Genomic DNA, 18,349 nt, shown 5'->3' on the forward strand with positions numbered 1-18,349 from the left:
CTGGCGTCCGGTGGGCGGAGGGCCGGCGTGCAGGGCGATGTGTGCTCGGAGAACGTGACACCCGTAGTGGGTGTGACGACACCCGTTGCGGGTGTCACGTCTGCGGAACACAGATAGCCGAGATCCGTGTCCCGTCTCCCCGGACGGGGATCCGTTCCTGCGTGCGCGGCCAGCCGGTGAACGTGATGGCCTGTGACGGCCGGCCGGTGCCGCACGCTGGAGTCCAAGGGGCAGCGTCAGCGGCGGTCGCCGAGGAGCCACCGCGGCCGGCCGGGTTGCTTCGCCGGTCTTGCCCAGCGACGAGCACACCGTTCACGCAATGCCGTCTACATGCGCAACCGCTGCAGCGGACGGGTCTTCACCGGCCTTGGACCGCCGACCACCGATTGCCGTCACCGTCGCCGATCACCGTCGCCGGTCATCGAATCCCTGATCCCGGTCCGGTCTCCGCCACCCGGCACCCGCGTCGTGAGGCCTGGCAACGGGGCCGGACCGAATATGCGCTGGTAGCGAGCTTGATTGATAAGCCGGCAGGGACAGATCCCTTTAAAGACCCGAAGTCAGTCAGAGCTTGGGTCAGACCCTGGCGCGGGAGGTGCACATGAACATCATCTATGTCAGTGCTGACCGGGAGCGCGGCGGCGGCCGCCTCGGCGCGGCGGTCGCGCGCTGGCGGCGGCGGTCGGACCGTGCGGGTCGGTCGCACGCTGACGGCGGCGGTCGCGCGCTGGCGGGGCGGCGGACCGGCCGTGCGGGTCGGTGCCGGCCGGGCGCTGTTCAAGAACCGACAGCGGGCAATGGCCTTGATCTGACTGTCCCGGTGTCGGGTCGGTGCCACTCTCTGAAGACGTGAACTCCTACATACGAGCCGAGCTGCGCCGAACCGGCGGATTCACGGACCGCTCCCTGCGCGTGGTGCTCGACTCCGCGACCCTTCCGCTCGACCAGGCCCGCGAGCTGCGCCGCCTCGTCGAGGAACTCGATCTCACCCGGGTGGGGGCGGAGATCGGCGCGACCTGCCGGGCCGACCTGACCCGCTACGAACTGGCCGTCGAGAACGGCGGGCGGCACTGGCGTGCGACCGTCTGCGAGCCGACGGTCCCCAGGGAACTGCGCCCCCTCCTGCGGTTCCTCACCAGCGCCGCCCGCGCTCCGCTGCCGGGGTAGGAGACCGCCCGCTCGATGTCTGCCGGGGCGCTACCGGGCGCCGTGTACCAGGGCGACGCTGCAGCGTGCCCGGTGCAGCAGGTGCCGGCCCACCGACGGCCGCAACGCCGTCCACAGCGCGCGGCGGACCCGGGCGCCGGCGACCACCAGCTGCGCTCCGGCCGCCGCCTCGACCAGCACCTCGCCCGGCGCGCCGACCAGGATCTCGGTGCTGACCGGCACTGCGGGGAAGCGCCGACGCCAGCAGGCGACGATCGCGTCCAGCCGGCGCCGCTCGGCGGCCACCGCGCTCAGGTTGGCGTCCGACAGCAGGTCCCGGCCCCCGTCCGGGGGTGGCCAGCCGTGCACCGCACGCAGGGGCACGCCGCGCACCGCGGCCTGCTCGAACGCGAAGGCGAGAACCGGGCCGGCTGTCGGCGAGCCGTCCACCCCGGCGACCACCGGGTCGGTCGTGCGTGGCTCGCCGCGGACCACCACCACCGGGCAGCGGGCGTGTGTGCCGACCGAGGCGCTGGTCGAGCCGAGCAGAGATCGTACGACCGAGTGCCGGGGCCCGCCGACCACCACGAGGGCGGCCTCGGCGCTGCGCTGGGCCAGCGCCACCGCGGCGGTGCCGTGCTCCACCCGGGTGCACAGGTGGACGCCGGGATGGGTGGCGGCGGCGGCGTCGACGGCCAGGGCCAGCATCTCGCCGACCGCGTCGTCGGCGTCCGCGTCCGGGTAGACGGCGGCGCCCGGCATCATCGCCGCTGCGGGGACGTAGCTCGGCCACTCGTAGGCGTACAGCAGCTCGACCGTGGCATCGATGCGTTCCGCCTCGTCCAGCGCCCAGCGGGCGGCCTTGCGCGAGTCGCACGATCCGTCATAGCCCACGACGATCCTCTGAGTGGCCATGATGCCGCCTCCTTGTGCCTGATCCCCCTGATCGTGGTGGGTCGGGTTCAGTTCTTCAAGACTGTGAGCACGGCTTCCGCCGCCCGGATCGACGGGGCCGGTGACCGGGCGGCGGAAGGTCACCACGTGCGGTTGCCGGGCGGCGGCGCCGCGGGGCCGTCGGCCGAGTTGCGAGGCGTACGTGTCTCCCCGGTGTTCGAGGCGCCCGACCGCGTCAGGACGTCAGCATCGATGCCACGTAGAACCCGGCGAAACCGAGGACCGTGCAGGCCGCGGCGCCCAGACCGAGCCGACGTGCGGTGCCGACGTCTCGCTTCAGCAGCACGAACCCACCCAGCACGCCTCCGGCGGCCATGAGTGCGCAACCGATCCCGGCGGTCCGGGAGATGTTGCCGAGTGCCACCGACAGGAACCCACTCACGCCGATCAGGCCGAAGATGATGCTGAGCACGGCGGCGAAACCCCGGGCGCGCGCGATGGCGGGGCTCTCGGTCTCCGGCGATGTCTGCTGGCGGACCTGCTCACGAAAGGTTCGTCGCCACGACATTCCGGCAGCGTAACAGCCGCATCAATCGATAGAAATGCCGTATTGAAGGGTTATTGCGTAGACTGCCTTCCCTCCTGGCACGCGTGTGTCCTCCCGGGGTGAACCGCGCGTCGCCGGCGTTGCTCAGTCGGGCCCGGCTCCGGTGACCTTTCCGCCGCTCGCCACGATCTCGGCGGCCCAGGGCCCGACCACCTCGCCGAGCAGGGCGGCCAGTGCCTCCGAGGCGCCGGGGGAGAGCGGGGCGAAGGCGTCCGCGATGGTGGCCCGGACCACGTCGGCGGCCCGGTCGGCGAGGTCGCGGCCGGCCGGGGTGGGGCAGAGCCAGATCCGCCGCCGGTCGGTCTCGTCGCGTTGGCGCTCGATGAGGCCGGCCGCTTCGAGCCGGTCGGCGAGCGGGGTGATCGAGGACTGTCGCACGTGGAGCATACGGGCCAGGGCCCGGCCGGTCAGGCCCTCGTGCTGGCCGAGCACGTAGAGGGCGAGAAGGTCCAGAGAGGGCATCGCGAACTCGTCGGCCACATCGTCCACCGCGCTCTGCACGAGACGTCCCGCCTGGAGCACCAGATAACCGAGTTCGGGCCGTACCACCGCTCAAAGTTACCGGGATCACGCGCCCGCGGTGCGGGAACGGAAACGTGGAGTTGATCTAAGGGGGTTACAGTCCTCGCGCTGGGCCTGGGTTTAGTGAGTGTTTATCAGCTTAAGCCAGGCTGAGTGGAGTACGCCCCGAGTGCCCCCTTTTGAGGAGAAAAAGAACCATGGCTGTCAAGGCCGAGTACCTGTGGGTCGACGGAACCCAGCCCACCGCCAAGCTGCGCTCCAAGACCAAGATCCTGGCTGACGGCGAAGCTCCCGGCATCTGGGGCTTCGACGGCTCCAGCACCAACCAGGCGCCCGGCGACAAGTCCGACTGTGTGCTCAGGCCGGTCTTCACCTGCCCGGACCCGCTGCGCGGCGGCGACAACATCATCGTGCTGTGCGAGGTCGAGCTGATCAGCGGCGTCCCGCACCCCACCAACACCCGTGCCGCGCTGGTCGAGGTCGCCGCCAAGTACGCCGACCAGGAGCCGATCTTCGGCATCGAGCAGGAGTACACGTTCTTCAAGGACGGCCGCCCGCTCGGCTTCCCGGTCGGCGGCGGCTACCCGGCCCCGCAGGGCGGCTACTACTGCGGCGTCGGCGCGGACGAGGTCTTCGGCCGTGACATCGTCGAGGAGCACATGGACGCGGTGCTCGCCGCCGGCCTGCACCTGTCCGGCATCAACGCCGAGGTCATGCCGGGGCAGTGGGAGTTCCAGATCGGCCCGGTCGCCGCGCCGCTGGTCGCCGACGAGCTGTGGGTCGCCCGCTGGCTGCTCTACCGCATCGCCGAGAAGTACGGCGTCTCCGCCACCCTCGACCCGAAGCCGGTCAAGGGCGACTGGAACGGCGCGGGGGCGCACACCAACTTCTCCACCAAGGCCATGCGCGAGGGCTACGACGCGATCATCGCCGGCTGTGAGGCGCTGGGCAAGAAGCGCCAGGAGCACGTGGACGGTTACGGCGCCGGCATCGACCAGCGTCTCACCGGCCTGCACGAGACCGCCCCGTGGACCGAGTACAGCTACGGCGTCTCGGACCGTGGCGCGTCGGTGCGCATCCCGTGGCAGGTCGAGCGGGACGGCAAGGGCTACATCGAGGACCGCCGCCCGAACGCCAACGTGGACCCGTACGTGGTCACCCGCCTGCTGATCGACACGATCTGCTCCGAGCTGGCCTGATCCACTCCGTCGAAGGCCACCGCGCGTATTCTTCGCGCGGTGGCCTTCGACGTTCTGCCCGGTGACGCCGCGTCGCCGGTGATCCTGCACGTGCCCCATTCCTCCCGCGATCTCGTTGAATCCGGGTTGTATCCGGACATCGTCGTGGAGGAGTTGGACCACCTCACCGACGCACACACCGATCTGATCGCGTTCCGTGCCGCCGAATCCGCGGCCCGCCGACCGTGGATCTTCGTGAACACCCTGTCCCGGCTGGTCGTCGACCCCGAGCGCTTCACCGACGACGAGATGCTCCGGGCCGGTATGGGACCGGTCTACACCCACGGCTACGCCGGGCGCCGGTTGCGCGACGACGATCCCTCGCGCGACGCGGCCCTCCTTCACGAGCATTTCCATCCGTACGCCGAAGCGATGACCGGACTCGTCGGCGACCGGCTGGCCGCGACCGGGCACGCGGTGATCCTCGACGTGCACTCCTATCCGACGGCGGCCCTGCCGTACGAGCTGCACGCCGACGGCCCGCGCCCGCCGGTCTGCCTGGGCACCCACCCGCTGCACACCCCGGACCGGTTGCGGGACGCGGCCCGGGAGGCGTTCGGCGACACCGGGCTGAACAGCCCGTTCGCCGGCTGTTACGTTCCGCTCGAGCACTACGACCGGAACCCGGCCGTCTCCGCCCTGATGGTGGAGATCCGCCGCGACCAGTACATGATCGAGCCGGGCGGGCCACCGACCGCCGGCATCGACCGGATCTCCCGGGCGCTGGCCACCCTCGTCGATACGATTCACCGGCACCGGTGACCGCCTGGTGGCGGCGATCCGGTTGGTGGAATGTCATGATGGGCCGGTGGTGAACTTCGAGGCGCGGACGTCCGTGGGTGACGGCCGCGTCGTCGTGGCTCTCGCCGGTGAGTGCGACCTCGCCGCCCGTGAGCATCTGACCGCCGTCCTGCTCGACGCCGTGCACCGGTCCCGGGTCGTCCTCGTCGACATGGCCCGGCTCACCTTCATCGACTCCAGCGGGGTGCACAGCCTCGTCACCGCGCATCACGCCGCCAAGAACTCCGGCGGCCGCGTCCACGTCGCCAACGCCACCGGCCCGGTCGCCGCCGTCCTCGAACTCACCGGCCTCGACACCCTGCTGGCCGCTCCGGCCGAAGAGCGCCGTCATGCCTGACCCCCGCGACGGGATGTCGTATCACGTGCCCGACGACCTGCGGGCCGTGCGCGCCTTCGTCACCGAACGCGCGCTCGCTCTCGGACTGCCCGAGGCCCGGATCGACGTGCTCACCCTCGCGGTCAGCGAGCTGACCACCAACACGCTGCAGCACACCAGCGGCGGCGGCCACATCCGGGTCTGGGCGGATAACGGCCGGCTCGTCTGTGATGTCGTCGACCAGGGCGCCGGGCGGCCGTTCGGGCGGGCCATGCCGTCGGCCGAGGCGATCCGGGGCCGCGGGCTCGCGATCGTCGAGCGGGTCTGCGACTCCGTCTACACGACCGCGGTCCCCGGCGGCACCCTCGTCCGGATCTGCCTCGATCTCTAGCTCTGGACAGCGGAGCTGCGACCTTGCTACGCACGCGATCGTCGATGTGAGCGATGACAGTATCGGTCCTGGCCGGCATCTGCCTGCGTTGACGCCTCCAACAACAGCACCAGGCAGACCCCGGCTCTCTCCGGCGACATCCTCGGCGACTGGCGCGAGGAGATCGTGTGGCGGCTGTCCGACTCGTCGGTGTTGCGCATCCACAGCACCCCCACGGTCACCGGCCGCCGGATCCACACGCTGGCACACGACTCCCGGTGCCGGGTGGCGCCGGCCTGGCAGAACACCGCCTACAGCCAGCCGCCGCACCCGAGCTTCTTCCTCGGCGACGGCATGACCACCCCGGCCCGGCCGAAGATCTACGCTCGCCGACGGCTGCCATGATGGGCCGGTGAACCGGTCCGGGCCGCGTCTCGAAGTCGCGGGCGCCGGCCTGCTGCTCCTGCGGCAGGCCGGCGTTCCCGTGCTGTTCGCCCGCGTCGACCGCGACCTCTGGGGCGTCGACTACGTGCGGACCGGGCGCTACCGGTCCGTGCTCCCGCCGATCCGGGCGGCCCGGGCGGCCGCGATCGGCGACAGCGGGTCGGCACGCTGGGTGCATCACTTCCGGCGGGCGCTCACCGAGCCGGGGTACGAGCCCGCGCGCACCGGCCGTTGGCGGATCGGCGCCGACGTCCAGCCGCTCCGGCCCGGCTGGAGCCGATCCCTGCTCACCGACAGTCCCGGCTGGATCGACTGGTTCACCCACGGCGGCTCCGGGCAGGTCCTGCCGCTGCGGGAGCTCTCCGGACCGGGAGACGGCCGCGTCAAGGCCTACCGCAAGCAGGCCCGGGACGGCATCCTGCCCCCGGTCCTGCTCTGGTGGGTCAGCGGCCTGGACTGTCACCTGCTGCTCGACGGCCACGACCGGCTCGTGGCGGCGCTCGCCGAGGACCGGGCGCCGGCGGTGCTCACCGTCTCGGCCGTCGACCCCGCCCGGATCGCCCGGGACACGGCCGCCGTCGCCGACCGCTACCGGCACAACGACGAGGCACTGCGGGCCCGGTCCGTCCCGGAACCCGTTCTGGTGGAACTGGGGCGGCAGTTCGCACGGGATCTCTCGGCCGCGGAGGGCGCCTTCGGGCGTACCGTGGCATGGCCTCTGCCGGGCGGAACCGCGGCCTGGACGCGCGCCGCCGAAGAATGCGCGCCCGGCTGGCTCGCGTCCCTCGGCTGAGCCGTCAGGCGACCACGCGGACCGCGAGGGTGCAGGTGTCGTCGTCCGGGCTCGGCGCGTAGAGGAGCTTGTGGATGCGCGGCAGTGGCGCGGTCCCCGGATCGGCGGAGATCGCCGACAGGTGCCCGTGCACCTCCGCCGACCGGCCGTCCACGCCCAGGTCGCGCCGCTCCACCAGGCCGTCGGTGAAGAACAGCACCAGATCGCCCGGCGCAAGCTGAGCGCTCACCTCCGGGAACTCGGTCTCCGGCTCGGCGCCCAGCAGCAGGCCCGGCGGGCGTGTGAGCTCCGTGCTCGTGCCGGCGCGGCCCAGCAGCGGCGGCAGATGCCCGGCCCGGGCCCACGGCAGCGACCGGGTCCGCGGATCGTAGATCGCCACCAGGGCCGTGCCGGTGATGCCCAGCTGGGCACACAGCCGGTTCATGTGCCGCAGCAGCTCACCCGGCGTGTGGATGCCGATCGACAGCCACGCCACCAGCGCGAACCGCAGGTGCGCCATCCCGCTGGCCGCCTCCAGCCCGTGCCCGGCCACGTCGCCGATCGCCAGCGCCACCCGCCCGTCCTCGAGGGTCTGCGCGTGGTACCAGTCGCCGCCCACCTGCACGGCCCGCTCCGCCGGCAGATAGCTGACCATCGCCTCCAGCCCGGCCAGCGCGAACGGGGCCGCCGGCACCGGCTGGATCATGTTCTGCAGTTGGCCGGCCAGACGGTGCTCGGCCAGCGCGGTCATCTCGCGGCTGCGCAGCCGGTCGCTGAGGCGCTCGATCTCGGTACGCGAGTCGACGCGGGCCGTCACGTCCTGCACCACGGCGTAGATCTTCACCGGCGAGCCGGTGGCGTCGCGGGCCACGTCCGACAGGATCCGCAGGTGCTTGACCTTCTCACCGATCAGGAAGCGAATCGTCACGTCGGAGGTCGCGCCACTGTCCAGCGTCTGCCAGGCGGTCTCGGCGATCCCCCGGTCCTCCGGCAGCATCGCCCGCGCCTGATCGGTCCGCGACAACGGGCCCTCCGCCGGGGTGCGGCCGAAGATCCGGTACATCCCCGGGGACCAGTCACTGCCGGCGGTCACCAGGTCGTACTCCGCCCAGCCCAGGCTGCCCAGCACCTCGGTGTGCTCCAGGCGGCGCTGGTACTCGTCGACCCGCTGCCACCAGACCAGCAGGCCACCCAGCACCCGGTAGACGCTGATCTCGAACCGGGACTCGGCCACCGCCCCGGTCCGGGTCTCCTCGTGGCGGAACTCGTCCATCCGGCCCGGCTCGCCGGTCTCCAGGACCTGGGCGTACAGGTTCCACAACGGACTGCCGACCAGCGAGGGGTAGAGCTCACCGAGCAGCTTGTCGATGCGCTGCGTGCCCCGCCCGAAGATGTCCCGGATCTGGTCGCTCGTCGCCGCGATCCGGAAATCCCGCAGCTCACCGGCCGGCCCGCGCACGGGCACGACCCAGGTGCAGCCCACCGGAATCGCGGCGAGCAGCTCCCGCACCACGGCCTCGACCGCCATCCGAGCAGCCTATCGGTGAAGGGTGCGGCCGGGTGTCACCATCCTGCTGTGGACGTACTTCTTCTCACGATTCCAGTCATGATCCTCTTCGTGCTGGTCGGCGCCCAGCTCGGCAACGCCTCCCGGGACCGTGCCCGGCAGAGCGCCCGTCTCGCCGCCGTCGAGCGCAAGCTCGACCTGCTGCTCGCCCGGATGGAGATCCCCGAACCCGCGGCGGACTATCCGGACGTCCTGGAACACCTCCGGAACGGTCGCAAGATCCAGGCGATCAAGGCCTATCGCGCCCACACCGGCGCCGACCTCGCCGAAGCCAAGAGGATCATTGATCGGTTGAGCTGAGCGGCGCGCTCACGCCCGGCGGACGCGGCACGGCCGCAAGGGACCGGAAAGATCGCGGGGTACGGGCGGGACTGTGCTCACGCGTACGAAATCTGGTGAGAAACTCCACGTTGGTGGGCGTCGCGCGGAGCTCTCTGCGCAGTCGGGTCATGGTTTCGCGGCGGTCGGGGCCGGAGAGGGCGTGGCGCAGCCGCGCGGTGGCGGCGAGTTCGGCGGGGTGCGGCAGAAGCCCGTCGTGGCGGGTGCCGGACGGGTACGGACCGGTCATGGTGGTGACTCGATTCGAGAGAGTGCGCCGCCGGCGCGGAAAGCCGGTGAACGGCTCGGGGAGGATGGATCAGCGGGGGCGATCAAGGCGCCTGCATCCGGGATCCGGTTGGGCCTACCGTAGCACCGCCGGGCGCGCCGGGCGATGATGGCAGCGGACGAGTCGGGTGGAGGGGGACGGGGCATGCCACTGTTGCGGCGGGTCATCGGTGCGGTGCTGCGGCGGATCCGGTTGGGTCAGGGCCGCACGTTGCGGGAGGTGGCCGCGGCCGCCGGGGTGTCGCTGCCGTACCTCTCCGAAGTGGAGCGCGGCACCAAGGAGGCGTCGTCGGAGGTGCTGGCGGCGATCTGCCGGGCGCTCGGGCTGGCGATGCCGGACCTGCTCGACGAGGTGCGCCGGGAGATGCTGCGGGAAGCGGCGCCCGCGCCGAAGACGATCACTCGGCTGGCCGCCAACCGGGGCGGCGGGCCGCGCTGCGCGGCGAGCCGCTGGGTGAGCTGCGCCCCGAGCGCGCAACCGGTCGCGCGCTGATGACGGTCCGGTTCGCGGTCGCCGGGGCGGGGCTGCGGGGCGCCGCCTACGCGCGGCACGCGGCGGCCACCGGGCGGTGCCGGATCACCGCGGTCGCCGAGCCCGATCCGGTACGCCGTGCCCGGTTCGCCGCCGAGCACGATCTGCCGCCGGAGCGGGTCTTCACCGACTGGCGTGGCCTGGCCGGCTGCGACGGGATCGACGCGGTCGTCGTCGCCACCCAGGACCGGATGCACGAGGAACCGGCGGTCGCCCTGCTCGGCCGGGGCCTCGACGTGCTGCTGGAGAAGCCGATGGCCCCGGCGGAGCCGGCCGCCCGGCGGATCACCGAGGCGGCCGAGCGCAGCGGGCGGATCTTCGCGGTCTGCCACGTGCTGCGGTACACGCCGTACACCGCGGCGATCGTGCGGGTGCTCGACGCCGGCCTGCTCGGCGACGTGATCAGCGTCCAGCACCTGGAGCCCGTCGGCTGGTGGCATGCCGCCCACTCGTTCGTCCGCGGCAACTGGCGTCGGGAGGCGGAGTCCGGGCCGATGCTGCTCACCAAGTCCTGTCACGATCTGGACTGGCTGATGTTCCTGGTCGGGCGGCCGGTGGAGCGGGTGTCGTCGTTCGGGTCGCTGACCCATTTCCGGCCGGAGAACCGTCCCGGCGGGGCGGCGGGCCGCTGCCTGGACTGCCGGGTGGAGCCGGACTGCCCGTATTCCGCGGTGCGCCTCTACCTGGGGTGCCTGGGTGATCCCGCACGGGAGCGGTGGCCGCTGGGCGCGGTCACCGAGGAGCCGACCGAGACGGCGGTCCGCAAGGCGCTGCGGACCGGCGACTACGGGCGGTGCGTCTACGACTGCGACAACGACGTGGTCGACCACCAGGTGGTGAACCTGCAGTTCGCGGGCGGGGCGACGGCGGCGTTCTCGATGGTGGCGTTCACCCCGGGGGACGGGCATCGGCGTACCCGGATCTTCGGCAGTCACGGCAGTCTGGAGGGCGACGGCGTGACGCTGACGCTGACCGACTTCCGCGACGGAAGCCGCCGGGACGTGCCGGTCGTCGCCGGTGACGGTACGGCGGCCGGCGGGCACGGCGGCGGCGACGCGGGGCTGATCCGCGCGTTCGTCGACGCGGTCGCGACCCGGGATCAGTCGCTGCTCGGCTCCGGGGCGCGGGCCAGCCTGGACAGCCACCGCGTGGTGTGGGCGGCGGAACGCTCCCGGCTCACCGGGGCGGTGGTCACGCTGTGACGATCACCGGGGTGCCCGGGTCGACCTGATCGAGCAGTTCGCGCTGGGCGGCCGCCGGGGTCCGCACACAGCCGTTGGACACCTCCTTGCCGAAGGCGGACCGGTTCGTCCAGGCGTGGATGCCGGTGTGCGCGCCCCGCAGGCCGGCCGCCAGCTTCTCCGGCTCCTCGGGCACCGAGCCGAGCACCAGCGCGTCGAGCCCGGCGAAGACGCCGCCGGACGTGCCGGTGCGGCCCATCACGAAGGTGCGGCCGTGTGGCGTCGGGGTGGCGTCGGCACCGATCGCCACGGTCCACCGGGCTTTGACGGCGCCTTCCCGCAGCCAGATGAGGCGGCGGTCGGCCAGGTCGACGAGCAGTTGGTCGCGCAGCGGCTCGGCCCGCCACCCGGCCTCCGGCACCCAGCCGACGGTGCGGTTCGCGGCCGGGACCAGCACGGCGGCCCAGCCGTTCTGCCGGGCGACGATCGGGGCGACCACCGGCAGCCCGCTGATCCGGGGCGGGAGCCAGGCGCGGGGGCGGCCGCCGGGGGCGTCGTACAGCGCCATCCGCTGCGCGGGCCGCAGCGCCTCGGTGAGGGCGGACACCGATCCGGGGTCGGGGTCGGCGGGCAGGCCACGCGGCCCCTTCGCATAGGCGATCACCGGCAGACCGTCCGGTGGCGTGGCGGCCGCCGCGACGGTCGCCGCGGGGCTGCCCGGCGTCACCGGGACGGACACGCTCGGGGCGGCGGCCGGGGCGCCGTCCGGCTCGTCGCCGCGGGCCAGCCCGACCGCCACCACCAGGGCGACGATCAGAGCGGCCGCCGTCAGCAGCAGGAGGAGCGGGCGTGTCCGGCTGGTCGGCATCGGACCAGGGTAGCGCCGTCCCGTTGGAGTTGATTCCGGCCCTATCCGCCCAGAATCAGCAGGCGTGTTGTAGTGATCCGGTCGCTGCGGTCACCGGTGCAGGGCACGTTGACCGCGCTGCCGGGTCTGAGCGTGCCGGCGGCCAGCTTCGTGTAGCTGACCTCGGTCCTCAAGTCGATCCACCTGGTCACGGCGGCGGTGGCGGTCACCCGGAAGGCGGTGTAGTCGTTGTCGCCACGGGCCAGGTCGGCGGTCCGGCGGAACGACGTGTACGTCTTCGTGTTCTCCGGATAGGTGACGGTCACCCCGGGCGCGGACACCACGACCCGTACGTCGCACACGTCCGACTTGCTGGTCCACCAGGTCTTCACCCACTCGGTGGCGCCCGAGCGGACGGCCGGGACGGCGTACTTGTCGACGAGCTCCGGGCCGTACCGGCCGCCGGCGTGGGCGGGGGAGGGCAGTGCCGCCGCCAGCGTGGCCGCCGCGATGATCACGCGTCCGAACATGGGGACGACGCTAGGCGGCCCACCGGGCCCGGGTGATCACGACGGCGTGTTCGTCACCCGGCCGGGGGAGTGCTGTCGGGCAGCGCCGTGACGGTCGGTTACGCGGCGGACGAGCAGGAGCCCTCGGTGGCTCCGTCGTGGGCGCCGGCGGCGACGCTCGGCGCCGGCTCTCCCCGACGGCCGCCCTCCGAACGCCCTGACCTTACCGCCATCTGGAGATATAGATGAGCATGTCTGTTAATCGGGGCTAATCTTGCGGTATCCGATGTGATCCGTGGCGCAGGCGGTGGCGCGCATGTCCGAGCGGAGATCTGTGGTGCGGCAGCGTCAGCTGGAGCCCACGCTCTGTCACCTGATTCGAGCGATGACGGTGTCACACGCCCGGGTCCGCCGCCTCGCCGCGCTGCGGATCGCCATCTCTGTCACGCTCGCCGCTCTCGGGCTGGGCGCGGTCTTCGCCGGCGCGCTCGAGTCGACCGGGTTCACCCGTTCGCTGAGCATCGCGGTGACCATGGCCGGAGCGCTGTGGGCGCTCGTCTACTCGCTGGGCCTGGCCTCCTGGGCGCACCGCGAGCTGCGCCGGGCCGCGCTGCTGCAGGAGGCCTTCGAGGTGCGGCTGTTCCAGTTGCGGTGGAACCACGTGCTGGCCGGTGACGAGGTGCCGGCCGAGGACGTGCACAAGCTGAGCAGCCGGTTCCGTGGCTCGGAGGACTCGCTGCGGGCGTCGTACGCGATGCCGAACCTGCCGCCCCCGTTCGACGTGCTGACCCGCCAGCAGCTCAACCTCGCCTGGGGTGGCCGGGTCCGCCGCCGGTACGCCCGGACCGTGCTGGTCGGCCTGCTCGCCTGGGCCGCCGTGGGACTGCTGTCGGCGATGGTCCGCGGCTCGACGGTCACCGACTTCGTGGTCCAGTGGTGTGTCCCCTCGCTCGGCATGCTGATGCTCGGCTGGGACACCTTCCGGGAGCAGCGCGGCATCTTCTCCGAGCGGCGCCGGGTGGCCCGTTTCTCGCGGGCCCGCTGCCTGCAGACCGCGGCGGTCGCCCGGGACCCGGCGGTGCGGCAGGACCTGTGCCTGCTGACCCGGCAGGTGCAGGACCAGCTCTTCCTGACCCGGCGGCGGGCGCCCCGGGTGCCGTCCTGGTTCTTCCACCGCTACTTCGCCCAGGACAGCAGCGACTTCACGGCCGGTCTGGCCGAGACCCGCCGCGAGCTGCTGGACGCGGGCCTGAACCTGCGGCCGCCGCGCCCGTGATCAGGGTTTCGAGAGGCGGGCGGCGAGGCCGTCGAGGAACATCGTCAGGGCGAACTCGAAGCTGTCCCGGTCGACGGTGTCGGCGTGCTCGCGCAAGCGGTGGGCGTCGCCCAGGGACGGGTAGCGGTCCAGGTAGACCTGCACGTCGTCGACGAAGCCCCGGGAGAACGAGCCCATCGCGGCGCCCAGCACCAGGTATTTGGTGGAGGCGCCGATCATCGTGGCCTCCCGGGGCGGCCAGCCGGCGGCGACCAGGCCGCCGTGGATGGCGTCGGCCCGGCGCAGCGAGGCGTCGCGCTGGCCGGGGCCGCGTGCCAGGAACGGGACGATGTTGGGGTGCTCGGCGAGCGCCGCCCGGTAGGAGCGGGCCCACGTCAGCAGGCCTTCCCGCCAGCCGTGCCCGAAGGCGGAGACGTCCACCTTCTCCATGATCTCGCTGGCCACGTCGTCGAGCAGATGCTCCTTGGTCGGGTAGTGGAAGTACAGCGCGGGGGCGCTCACCCCGAGGGCGGCGGCCAGCTTGCGCATGCTCAGCCCGTCCAGCCCCTCCCGGTCGATGATCTCCAGGGCGGAGGCGCGGATGCCTGCCTGGCTCAGCAGCGGCGTCGTGGGCCGGGGCATGCGGTCCTCCCGAAGGGCTTGGTTCAACTAACGGTGTTAAGTTAGCATGGCCCGAGAAACCTGACAGTGTTCAGTAAACCCAGGGAGTCGCCGTGGACCTCAGCCTGACGGCGGAGCAGCAGCAGTTCCGTGACCTCGCCCGCGACTGGGTCGACCGTGAGGTCGTGCCGCACGCCACCGAGTGGGACCGTGCCGAGCAGGTCGACACGAAGATCGTCGGCAAGCTCGCCGACCTGGGCTTTCTCGGCCTCGGGATCGACGAGGAGCTGGGCGGCTCGGGTGGGGACTTCGTCACCTACTGCCTGATGATGGAGGAGCTCGGGCGCGGCGACACCTCCGTGCGCGGCATCGTCTCGGTCTCGCTCGGCCTGGTCGCCAAGAGCATCCAGGCGTATGGCACCGAGGCGCAGAAGGTCCAATGGCTGCCGCCGATGTGCGCCGGGGAGATCCTCGGCTGCTTCGGGCTCACCGAGCCGGGCACCGGCTCCGACGCCGGCTCGCTGATCACCAGGGCGGTCCGCGACGGCGACGACTGGGTCCTCTCCGGTGAGAAGATCTTCATCACCAACGGCACCTGGGCCGGGGTGGCGCTGATCTTCGCGCGGACCGGTGGGCCGGGCCCGAAGGGCGTCACCGCGTTCCTGGTCCCGACCGGCGCGCCCGGGTTCGCCCGCCGGGAGATCAAGGGCAAGCTCGGCCTGCGCGGCCAGGCCACCGCCGAGATCATCCTCGACGAGGTCCGGATCGGCGACGACCACCGGCTCGGCGACGAGGGAGCCGGCTTCAAGATCGCCATGGCGGCGCTGGACAAGGGCCGGATCGCGGTCGCGTCCGGCTCGGTCGGTCTGGCCCGGGGCTGCCTCGAGGCGAGCATCGCGTATGCGAAGGACCGCACCCAGTTCGGCAAGCCGATCGCCGGCTACCAGCTGATCCAGGACATGATCGCCGACATGGCGGTCGAGACCGACGCCGCCCGCCTGCTCGTCTGGCGTGCCGCCGACCTGGTCGACCGCGGTCTGCCGTACCGGACCGAGGCGTCGATGGCCAAGCTGTTCGCCACCGAGAGCGCCGTCAAGGCCGCCAACCAGGCCATCCAGATCTTCGGGGGTTATGGCTACGTCGACGAGTTCCCGGTCGGCAAGGCCATGCGCGACGCCCGCGTCACCACCCTCTACGAGGGCACCAGCCAGATCCAGAAACTGCTCATCGGCCGTGCGCTGACCGGTATCAGCGCGTTCTGAGACAGGGGATTCGCCTTATGAGTCGGGTAGCCATCGTCACCGGCGCCGCGCGCGGCATCGGCGCCGCCACCGCCATCCAGTTCGCCCGCGAGGGCGCCGCCGTCGCCGTCCTCGACCTCGACGAGCAGGCCTGCGCCGAGACCGTCGACCGGATCAAGTCGTCCGGCGGGACCGCCCTCGCGCTCGGCTGCGACGTCTCCGACGAGGCCCAGGTGGACGCGGTGATCAACAAGGTCGCCGGCGAGCTGGGCGGGGTGGACGTGCTGGTGAACAATGCCGGAGTGCTCCGCGACAACCTGCTGCACAAGATGTCCGCGTCGGACTGGGACATCGTGATGAACGTGCATCTGCGCGGCGCGTTCCTGTGCAGCCGGGCCGCCCAGCGGCACATGGTCCCGAAGCGCTCCGGCAAGATCGTCAACACGTCGAGCGTGTCCGCCCTCGGCAACCGGGGCCAGGCCAACTACTCGGCCGCGAAGGCCGGCATCCAGGGCCTCACCCGGACCCTGGCCATGGAGCTGGGCCCGTTCAACATCAACGTCAACGCGGTGGCCCCCGGCTTCATCGTCACCGAGATGACCGACGCGACCGCGGCCCGGGTGGGCGTCTCGGCCGCCGACATGCGGGCCAAGGCCGCCGAGGTCACCCCGCTGCGCCGGGTCGGCCGCCCGGAGGACGTGGCGCGGGTGGTCGCGTTCCTGGCCAGTGACGCGGCATCCTTCGTCACCGGCCAGACGATTTACGTCGACGGCGGACGCCGTCTCTAGCCCGAAGGACTGATCCATGCGTCGTTCCGTCTTCAACGAGGACCACGAGGCGTTCCGGCAGACCCTGCGCGCCTTCATCGAGACCGAGGTCGTGCCCCGCTACGACCAGTGGTTCGCCGACGGCCAGGTGCCGCGGGACTTCTACAAGCAGCTCGCCGAGCTGGGGCTGTTCGGCATCGAGGTGCCGGAGGAGTACGGCGGCGCCGGCATCAGCAGCTTCAAGTTCGCCGCCGTCCAGACCGAGGAGACCATGCGGGCCGGGGTCTCCTTCGGCGCGGCCGGGGCGCACGTCGCCCTCGGCCTGCCGTACCTGCTGGACCTCGGCACCGAGGAGCAGAAACGGCGCTGGCTGCCCGACTTCGTCTCCGGCGACACGATGTACGCGCTGGCCATGACCGAGCCCGGCACCGGCAGCGACCTGGCCGGCATGAGCACCACGGCTCGGCTGTCGGACGACGGCACCCACTACGTGCTCAACGGTGCGAAGACCTTCATCACCGGCGGTGTCCTCGCCGACCGGGTGATCGTCTGCGCCCGTACCTCGCCGTCGAAGCCCGACGACCGCCGCTACGGCATCACCCTGCTCAACGTCGACACCACGCTGCCGGGCTACTCGGTCGGCCGCAAGCTCGACAAACTGGGCCTGCGCACCTCCGACACCGGCGAGCTGGCGTTCACCGACGTCAAGGTGCCGGTGGAGGACCGGCTCGGCGAGGAGAACAAGGGCTTCCACTACCTCGGCAAGAACCTGCCGAAGGAGCGCCTGAGCATCGCCTACGGCGCTTATGCGCAGGCCGCCGCCGCGGTCCGCTTCGCCAAACAGTATGTGCAGGACCGCAAGGTCTTCGGCCAGCCGGTCGCCAGCTTCCAGAACACCAAGTTCGAGCTGGCCGCCTGCCAGGCCGAGGTGGACGCCGCGCAGGCCGTCGCCGACCGCGCGCTGGAGGCCCTCGACGCGGGCGAGCTGACCGCGGCCGAGGCGGCGTCGGCGAAGCTGTTCTGCACCGAGGTGGCGCACCGGGTCATCGACCGCTGCCTGCAGCTGCACGGCGGCTACGGCTTCATCAACGAGTACCCGATCGCCCGCCTCTACGCCGACAACCGGGTCAACCGCATCTACGGCGGCACCTCCGAGGTGATGAAGATGATCATTGCGAAGGACATGGGCCTTTAAAGAAACACCATTCGGGGTACGAGGTGGACAGCGCTCGCGGAATCCACCCCGTCCCGCCGGCTCCACGCGAGCGCCTGCCGGGCCCGGGCCGCGGCGCGGGCTCCGGGCTGACGCGGTGGTCCGGCCAGGACCGTCACCGCTGTCTCAACGGCGAGACAGCGGTGACCGCCACCACGTAGATCACCAGGCCGCCGACCAGGGCGATCGCCGCGTGCTCACCCCAGTCACCGGCCGGCGTCACCGGACCAGGCGGCCAGACGTCCGGCGACCGGCCCGCCGAACTGATCGCGGTGGCCGCGGCCAGCGGCGGGATCAGCCACAACAGCGCCACCGGGATGCTCGCCCCGTCGTCCCGCATCAGCCCGAACGCCGTCACCACCGGCCACGCGGCGACCAGCACGATGACGGCCGGCACCCCCGTCCGCCCGCCCACCAGCCGCGCCAGGCCCACACCCAGCAGCGCGTACAGCGGGAACGCCAGCAGCAGCGCCCAGTAGGGCGGGCCCTCCAGCCCGGCCGGCTCCCACAACTCCCGCCCGTCGGCGCCCACCCGCAACCGCTCCCCACCGGCCAGCCGCGCCGTCACCAGCACCGCGAGGCCGAGCACCGTGCCGGCCACCACGGCCACCCCCAGCGCCACCGTGTGCCGGTGCCGCCGGCCGATCAGCACCCCGGCGACCAGGGCGAGCATGTGCCCGACGAGCACACCCGACGTCCGCCGCATCACCTCGGTGGCGTACCGCCACTCCCACTGCTGCTCGTCGCCCTGCGGGTCGTGGTTGACGACCCCGAGGTAGAAACCGTCGTTGACCGGCATCAGCACCAGGGCGAGCAGGACCCCGGCCGGAACCACCCACACCACCGGATGCCGCATACCACGCACTCCAAAGCGACACAGAGAACCAAGCCGCGGCCTCC

20 protein-coding genes and 2 pseudogenes are annotated in these 18,349 nt (G+C 72.0%); 14 read left to right on the plus strand and 8 right to left on the minus strand.

What is annotated here, in order from left to right:
• Positions 1-849: 849 nt before the first annotated feature.
• The gene (locus tag AB0I88_RS35340; RefSeq protein WP_361035025.1) at positions 850-1,167 is read left to right on the plus strand and encodes a protealysin inhibitor emfourin; all 318 of its coding nucleotides are present in this window, start codon (positions 850-852) and stop codon (positions 1,165-1,167) included.
• 30 nt (positions 1,168-1,197) lie between these two features.
• On the opposite strand, the gene AB0I88_RS35345 is transcribed toward AB0I88_RS35340, so the two are convergent.
• The 3 genes from AB0I88_RS35345 to AB0I88_RS35355 form a co-directional block, all read right to left on the minus strand.
• The gene (locus AB0I88_RS35345; protein WP_361035028.1) at positions 1,198-2,061 is read right to left on the minus strand and encodes a universal stress protein; all 864 of its coding nucleotides are present in this window, start codon (positions 2,059-2,061) and stop codon (positions 1,198-1,200) included.
• A 214-nt stretch (positions 2,062-2,275) separates the two neighbouring features.
• Positions 2,276-2,608, minus strand: a complete 333-nt coding sequence (locus tag AB0I88_RS35350) for a hypothetical protein (RefSeq protein WP_361035031.1) — start codon at positions 2,606-2,608, stop codon at positions 2,276-2,278.
• Between the two features lie 123 nt (positions 2,609-2,731).
• Positions 2,732-3,196 (minus strand): MarR family transcriptional regulator, encoded by a 465-nt coding sequence (locus AB0I88_RS35355; protein WP_361035034.1) that lies wholly within the window; start codon positions 3,194-3,196, stop codon positions 2,732-2,734.
• Positions 3,197-3,366: 170 nt separating this feature from the next.
• Here AB0I88_RS35355 and glnII point away from each other — a divergent pair, with 170 nt between their 5' ends.
• The 6 genes and pseudogenes from glnII (at position 3,367) to AB0I88_RS35385 (ending at position 7,131) form a co-directional block, all read left to right on the plus strand.
• Positions 3,367-4,368 carry a glutamine synthetase gene (gene glnII, locus AB0I88_RS35360; RefSeq protein WP_361035037.1) on the plus strand — a complete coding sequence of 334 codons (1,002 nt, stop codon included), beginning with the start codon at positions 3,367-3,369 and terminating at the stop codon, positions 4,366-4,368.
• A gap of 39 nt (positions 4,369-4,407) precedes the next feature.
• Complete coding sequence (locus AB0I88_RS35365) at positions 4,408-5,169, plus strand: N-formylglutamate amidohydrolase (RefSeq protein WP_361035040.1); 762 nt, start codon at positions 4,408-4,410, stop codon at positions 5,167-5,169.
• A 46-nt stretch (positions 5,170-5,215) separates the two neighbouring features.
• The gene (locus tag AB0I88_RS35370) at positions 5,216-5,545 is read left to right on the plus strand and encodes an STAS domain-containing protein (RefSeq protein WP_361035043.1); all 330 of its coding nucleotides are present in this window, start codon (positions 5,216-5,218) and stop codon (positions 5,543-5,545) included.
• A complete protein-coding gene (locus AB0I88_RS35375; protein ID WP_361035046.1) occupies positions 5,538-5,915 on the plus strand; it encodes an ATP-binding protein in 378 nt (125 codons plus the stop codon). The genes AB0I88_RS35370 and AB0I88_RS35375 overlap by 8 nt, the downstream gene beginning before the upstream one ends.
• A 105-nt stretch (positions 5,916-6,020) precedes the next feature.
• Positions 6,021-6,299 (plus strand): annotated as a pseudogene (locus AB0I88_RS35380) (rhamnogalacturonan lyase); the annotation flags it as partial.
• 7 nt (positions 6,300-6,306) lie between these two features.
• Positions 6,307-7,131: a hypothetical protein gene (locus AB0I88_RS35385; protein WP_361035049.1), complete on the plus strand. Its 825-nt coding sequence runs from the start codon at positions 6,307-6,309 to the stop codon at positions 7,129-7,131.
• Between the two features lie 4 nt (positions 7,132-7,135).
• Here AB0I88_RS35385 and AB0I88_RS35390 read toward each other — a convergent pair whose 3' ends face one another.
• Positions 7,136-8,638: a SpoIIE family protein phosphatase gene (locus AB0I88_RS35390; protein WP_361035052.1), complete on the minus strand. Its 1,503-nt coding sequence runs from the start codon at positions 8,636-8,638 to the stop codon at positions 7,136-7,138.
• A gap of 78 nt (positions 8,639-8,716) precedes the next feature.
• Between AB0I88_RS35390 and AB0I88_RS35395 the strand changes: the two genes are divergently transcribed.
• The 3 genes and pseudogenes from AB0I88_RS35395 (at position 8,717) to AB0I88_RS35405 (ending at position 11,017) form a co-directional block, all read left to right on the plus strand.
• Positions 8,717-8,977, plus strand: coding sequence for a hypothetical protein (locus tag AB0I88_RS35395; RefSeq protein ID WP_361035055.1), 261 nt, complete (start codon positions 8,717-8,719; stop codon positions 8,975-8,977).
• Between the two features lie 451 nt (positions 8,978-9,428).
• A pseudogene (locus tag AB0I88_RS35400) lies at positions 9,429-9,656 on the plus strand (helix-turn-helix transcriptional regulator); the annotation flags it as partial.
• Positions 9,657-9,775: 119 nt separating this feature from the next.
• On the plus strand, positions 9,776-11,017 hold the full coding sequence (locus tag AB0I88_RS35405; RefSeq protein ID WP_361035058.1) for a Gfo/Idh/MocA family oxidoreductase: 1,242 nt from the start codon (positions 9,776-9,778) through the stop codon (positions 11,015-11,017).
• Here the strand turns inward: AB0I88_RS35405 and AB0I88_RS35410 are convergent.
• The gene (locus AB0I88_RS35410) at positions 11,007-11,864 is read right to left on the minus strand and encodes a L,D-transpeptidase (protein WP_361035060.1); all 858 of its coding nucleotides are present in this window, start codon (positions 11,862-11,864) and stop codon (positions 11,007-11,009) included. The genes AB0I88_RS35405 and AB0I88_RS35410 overlap by 11 nt on opposite strands.
• Before the next feature lie 41 nt (positions 11,865-11,905).
• Positions 11,906-12,373 (minus strand): hypothetical protein, encoded by a 468-nt coding sequence (locus AB0I88_RS35415; RefSeq protein WP_361035063.1) that lies wholly within the window; start codon positions 12,371-12,373, stop codon positions 11,906-11,908.
• A gap of 295 nt (positions 12,374-12,668) precedes the next feature.
• Here AB0I88_RS35415 and AB0I88_RS35420 point away from each other — a divergent pair, with 295 nt between their 5' ends.
• Positions 12,669-13,628 (plus strand): S-4TM family putative pore-forming effector, encoded by a 960-nt coding sequence (locus AB0I88_RS35420; protein ID WP_361035066.1) that lies wholly within the window; start codon positions 12,669-12,671, stop codon positions 13,626-13,628.
• Here AB0I88_RS35420 and AB0I88_RS35425 read toward each other — a convergent pair whose 3' ends face one another.
• Positions 13,629-14,249: a TetR family transcriptional regulator gene (locus AB0I88_RS35425; RefSeq protein ID WP_361035069.1), complete on the minus strand. Its 621-nt coding sequence runs from the start codon at positions 14,247-14,249 to the stop codon at positions 13,629-13,631.
• A gap of 92 nt (positions 14,250-14,341) precedes the next feature.
• On the opposite strand from AB0I88_RS35425, the gene AB0I88_RS35430 reads away from it, so the two are divergent.
• The 3 genes from AB0I88_RS35430 to AB0I88_RS35440 are packed head-to-tail and all read left to right on the plus strand — an operon-like array spanning position 14,342 to position 17,431.
• Positions 14,342-15,490, plus strand: a complete 1,149-nt coding sequence (locus AB0I88_RS35430; protein ID WP_361035072.1) for an acyl-CoA dehydrogenase family protein — start codon at positions 14,342-14,344, stop codon at positions 15,488-15,490.
• 17 nt (positions 15,491-15,507) lie between these two features.
• Entirely contained in the window at positions 15,508-16,257 is a 750-nt protein-coding gene (fabG, locus tag AB0I88_RS35435) for a 3-oxoacyl-ACP reductase FabG (protein WP_361035075.1), read from the plus strand.
• Positions 16,258-16,273: 16 nt separating this feature from the next.
• Positions 16,274-17,431: an acyl-CoA dehydrogenase family protein gene (locus tag AB0I88_RS35440; RefSeq protein WP_361035078.1), complete on the plus strand. Its 1,158-nt coding sequence runs from the start codon at positions 16,274-16,276 to the stop codon at positions 17,429-17,431.
• A 133-nt stretch (positions 17,432-17,564) separates the two neighbouring features.
• On the opposite strand, the gene AB0I88_RS35445 is transcribed toward AB0I88_RS35440, so the two are convergent.
• Positions 17,565-18,305 (minus strand): hypothetical protein, encoded by a 741-nt coding sequence (locus tag AB0I88_RS35445; protein ID WP_361035081.1) that lies wholly within the window; start codon positions 18,303-18,305, stop codon positions 17,565-17,567.
• Between the last annotated feature and the right edge of the window lie 44 nt (positions 18,306-18,349).

Origin of the sequence: Actinoplanes sp. NPDC049802 (genome assembly GCF_040656595.1) — a bacterium.
In the GTDB taxonomy this organism is placed as follows: Bacteria; Actinomycetota; Actinomycetes; order Mycobacteriales; family Micromonosporaceae; genus Actinoplanes.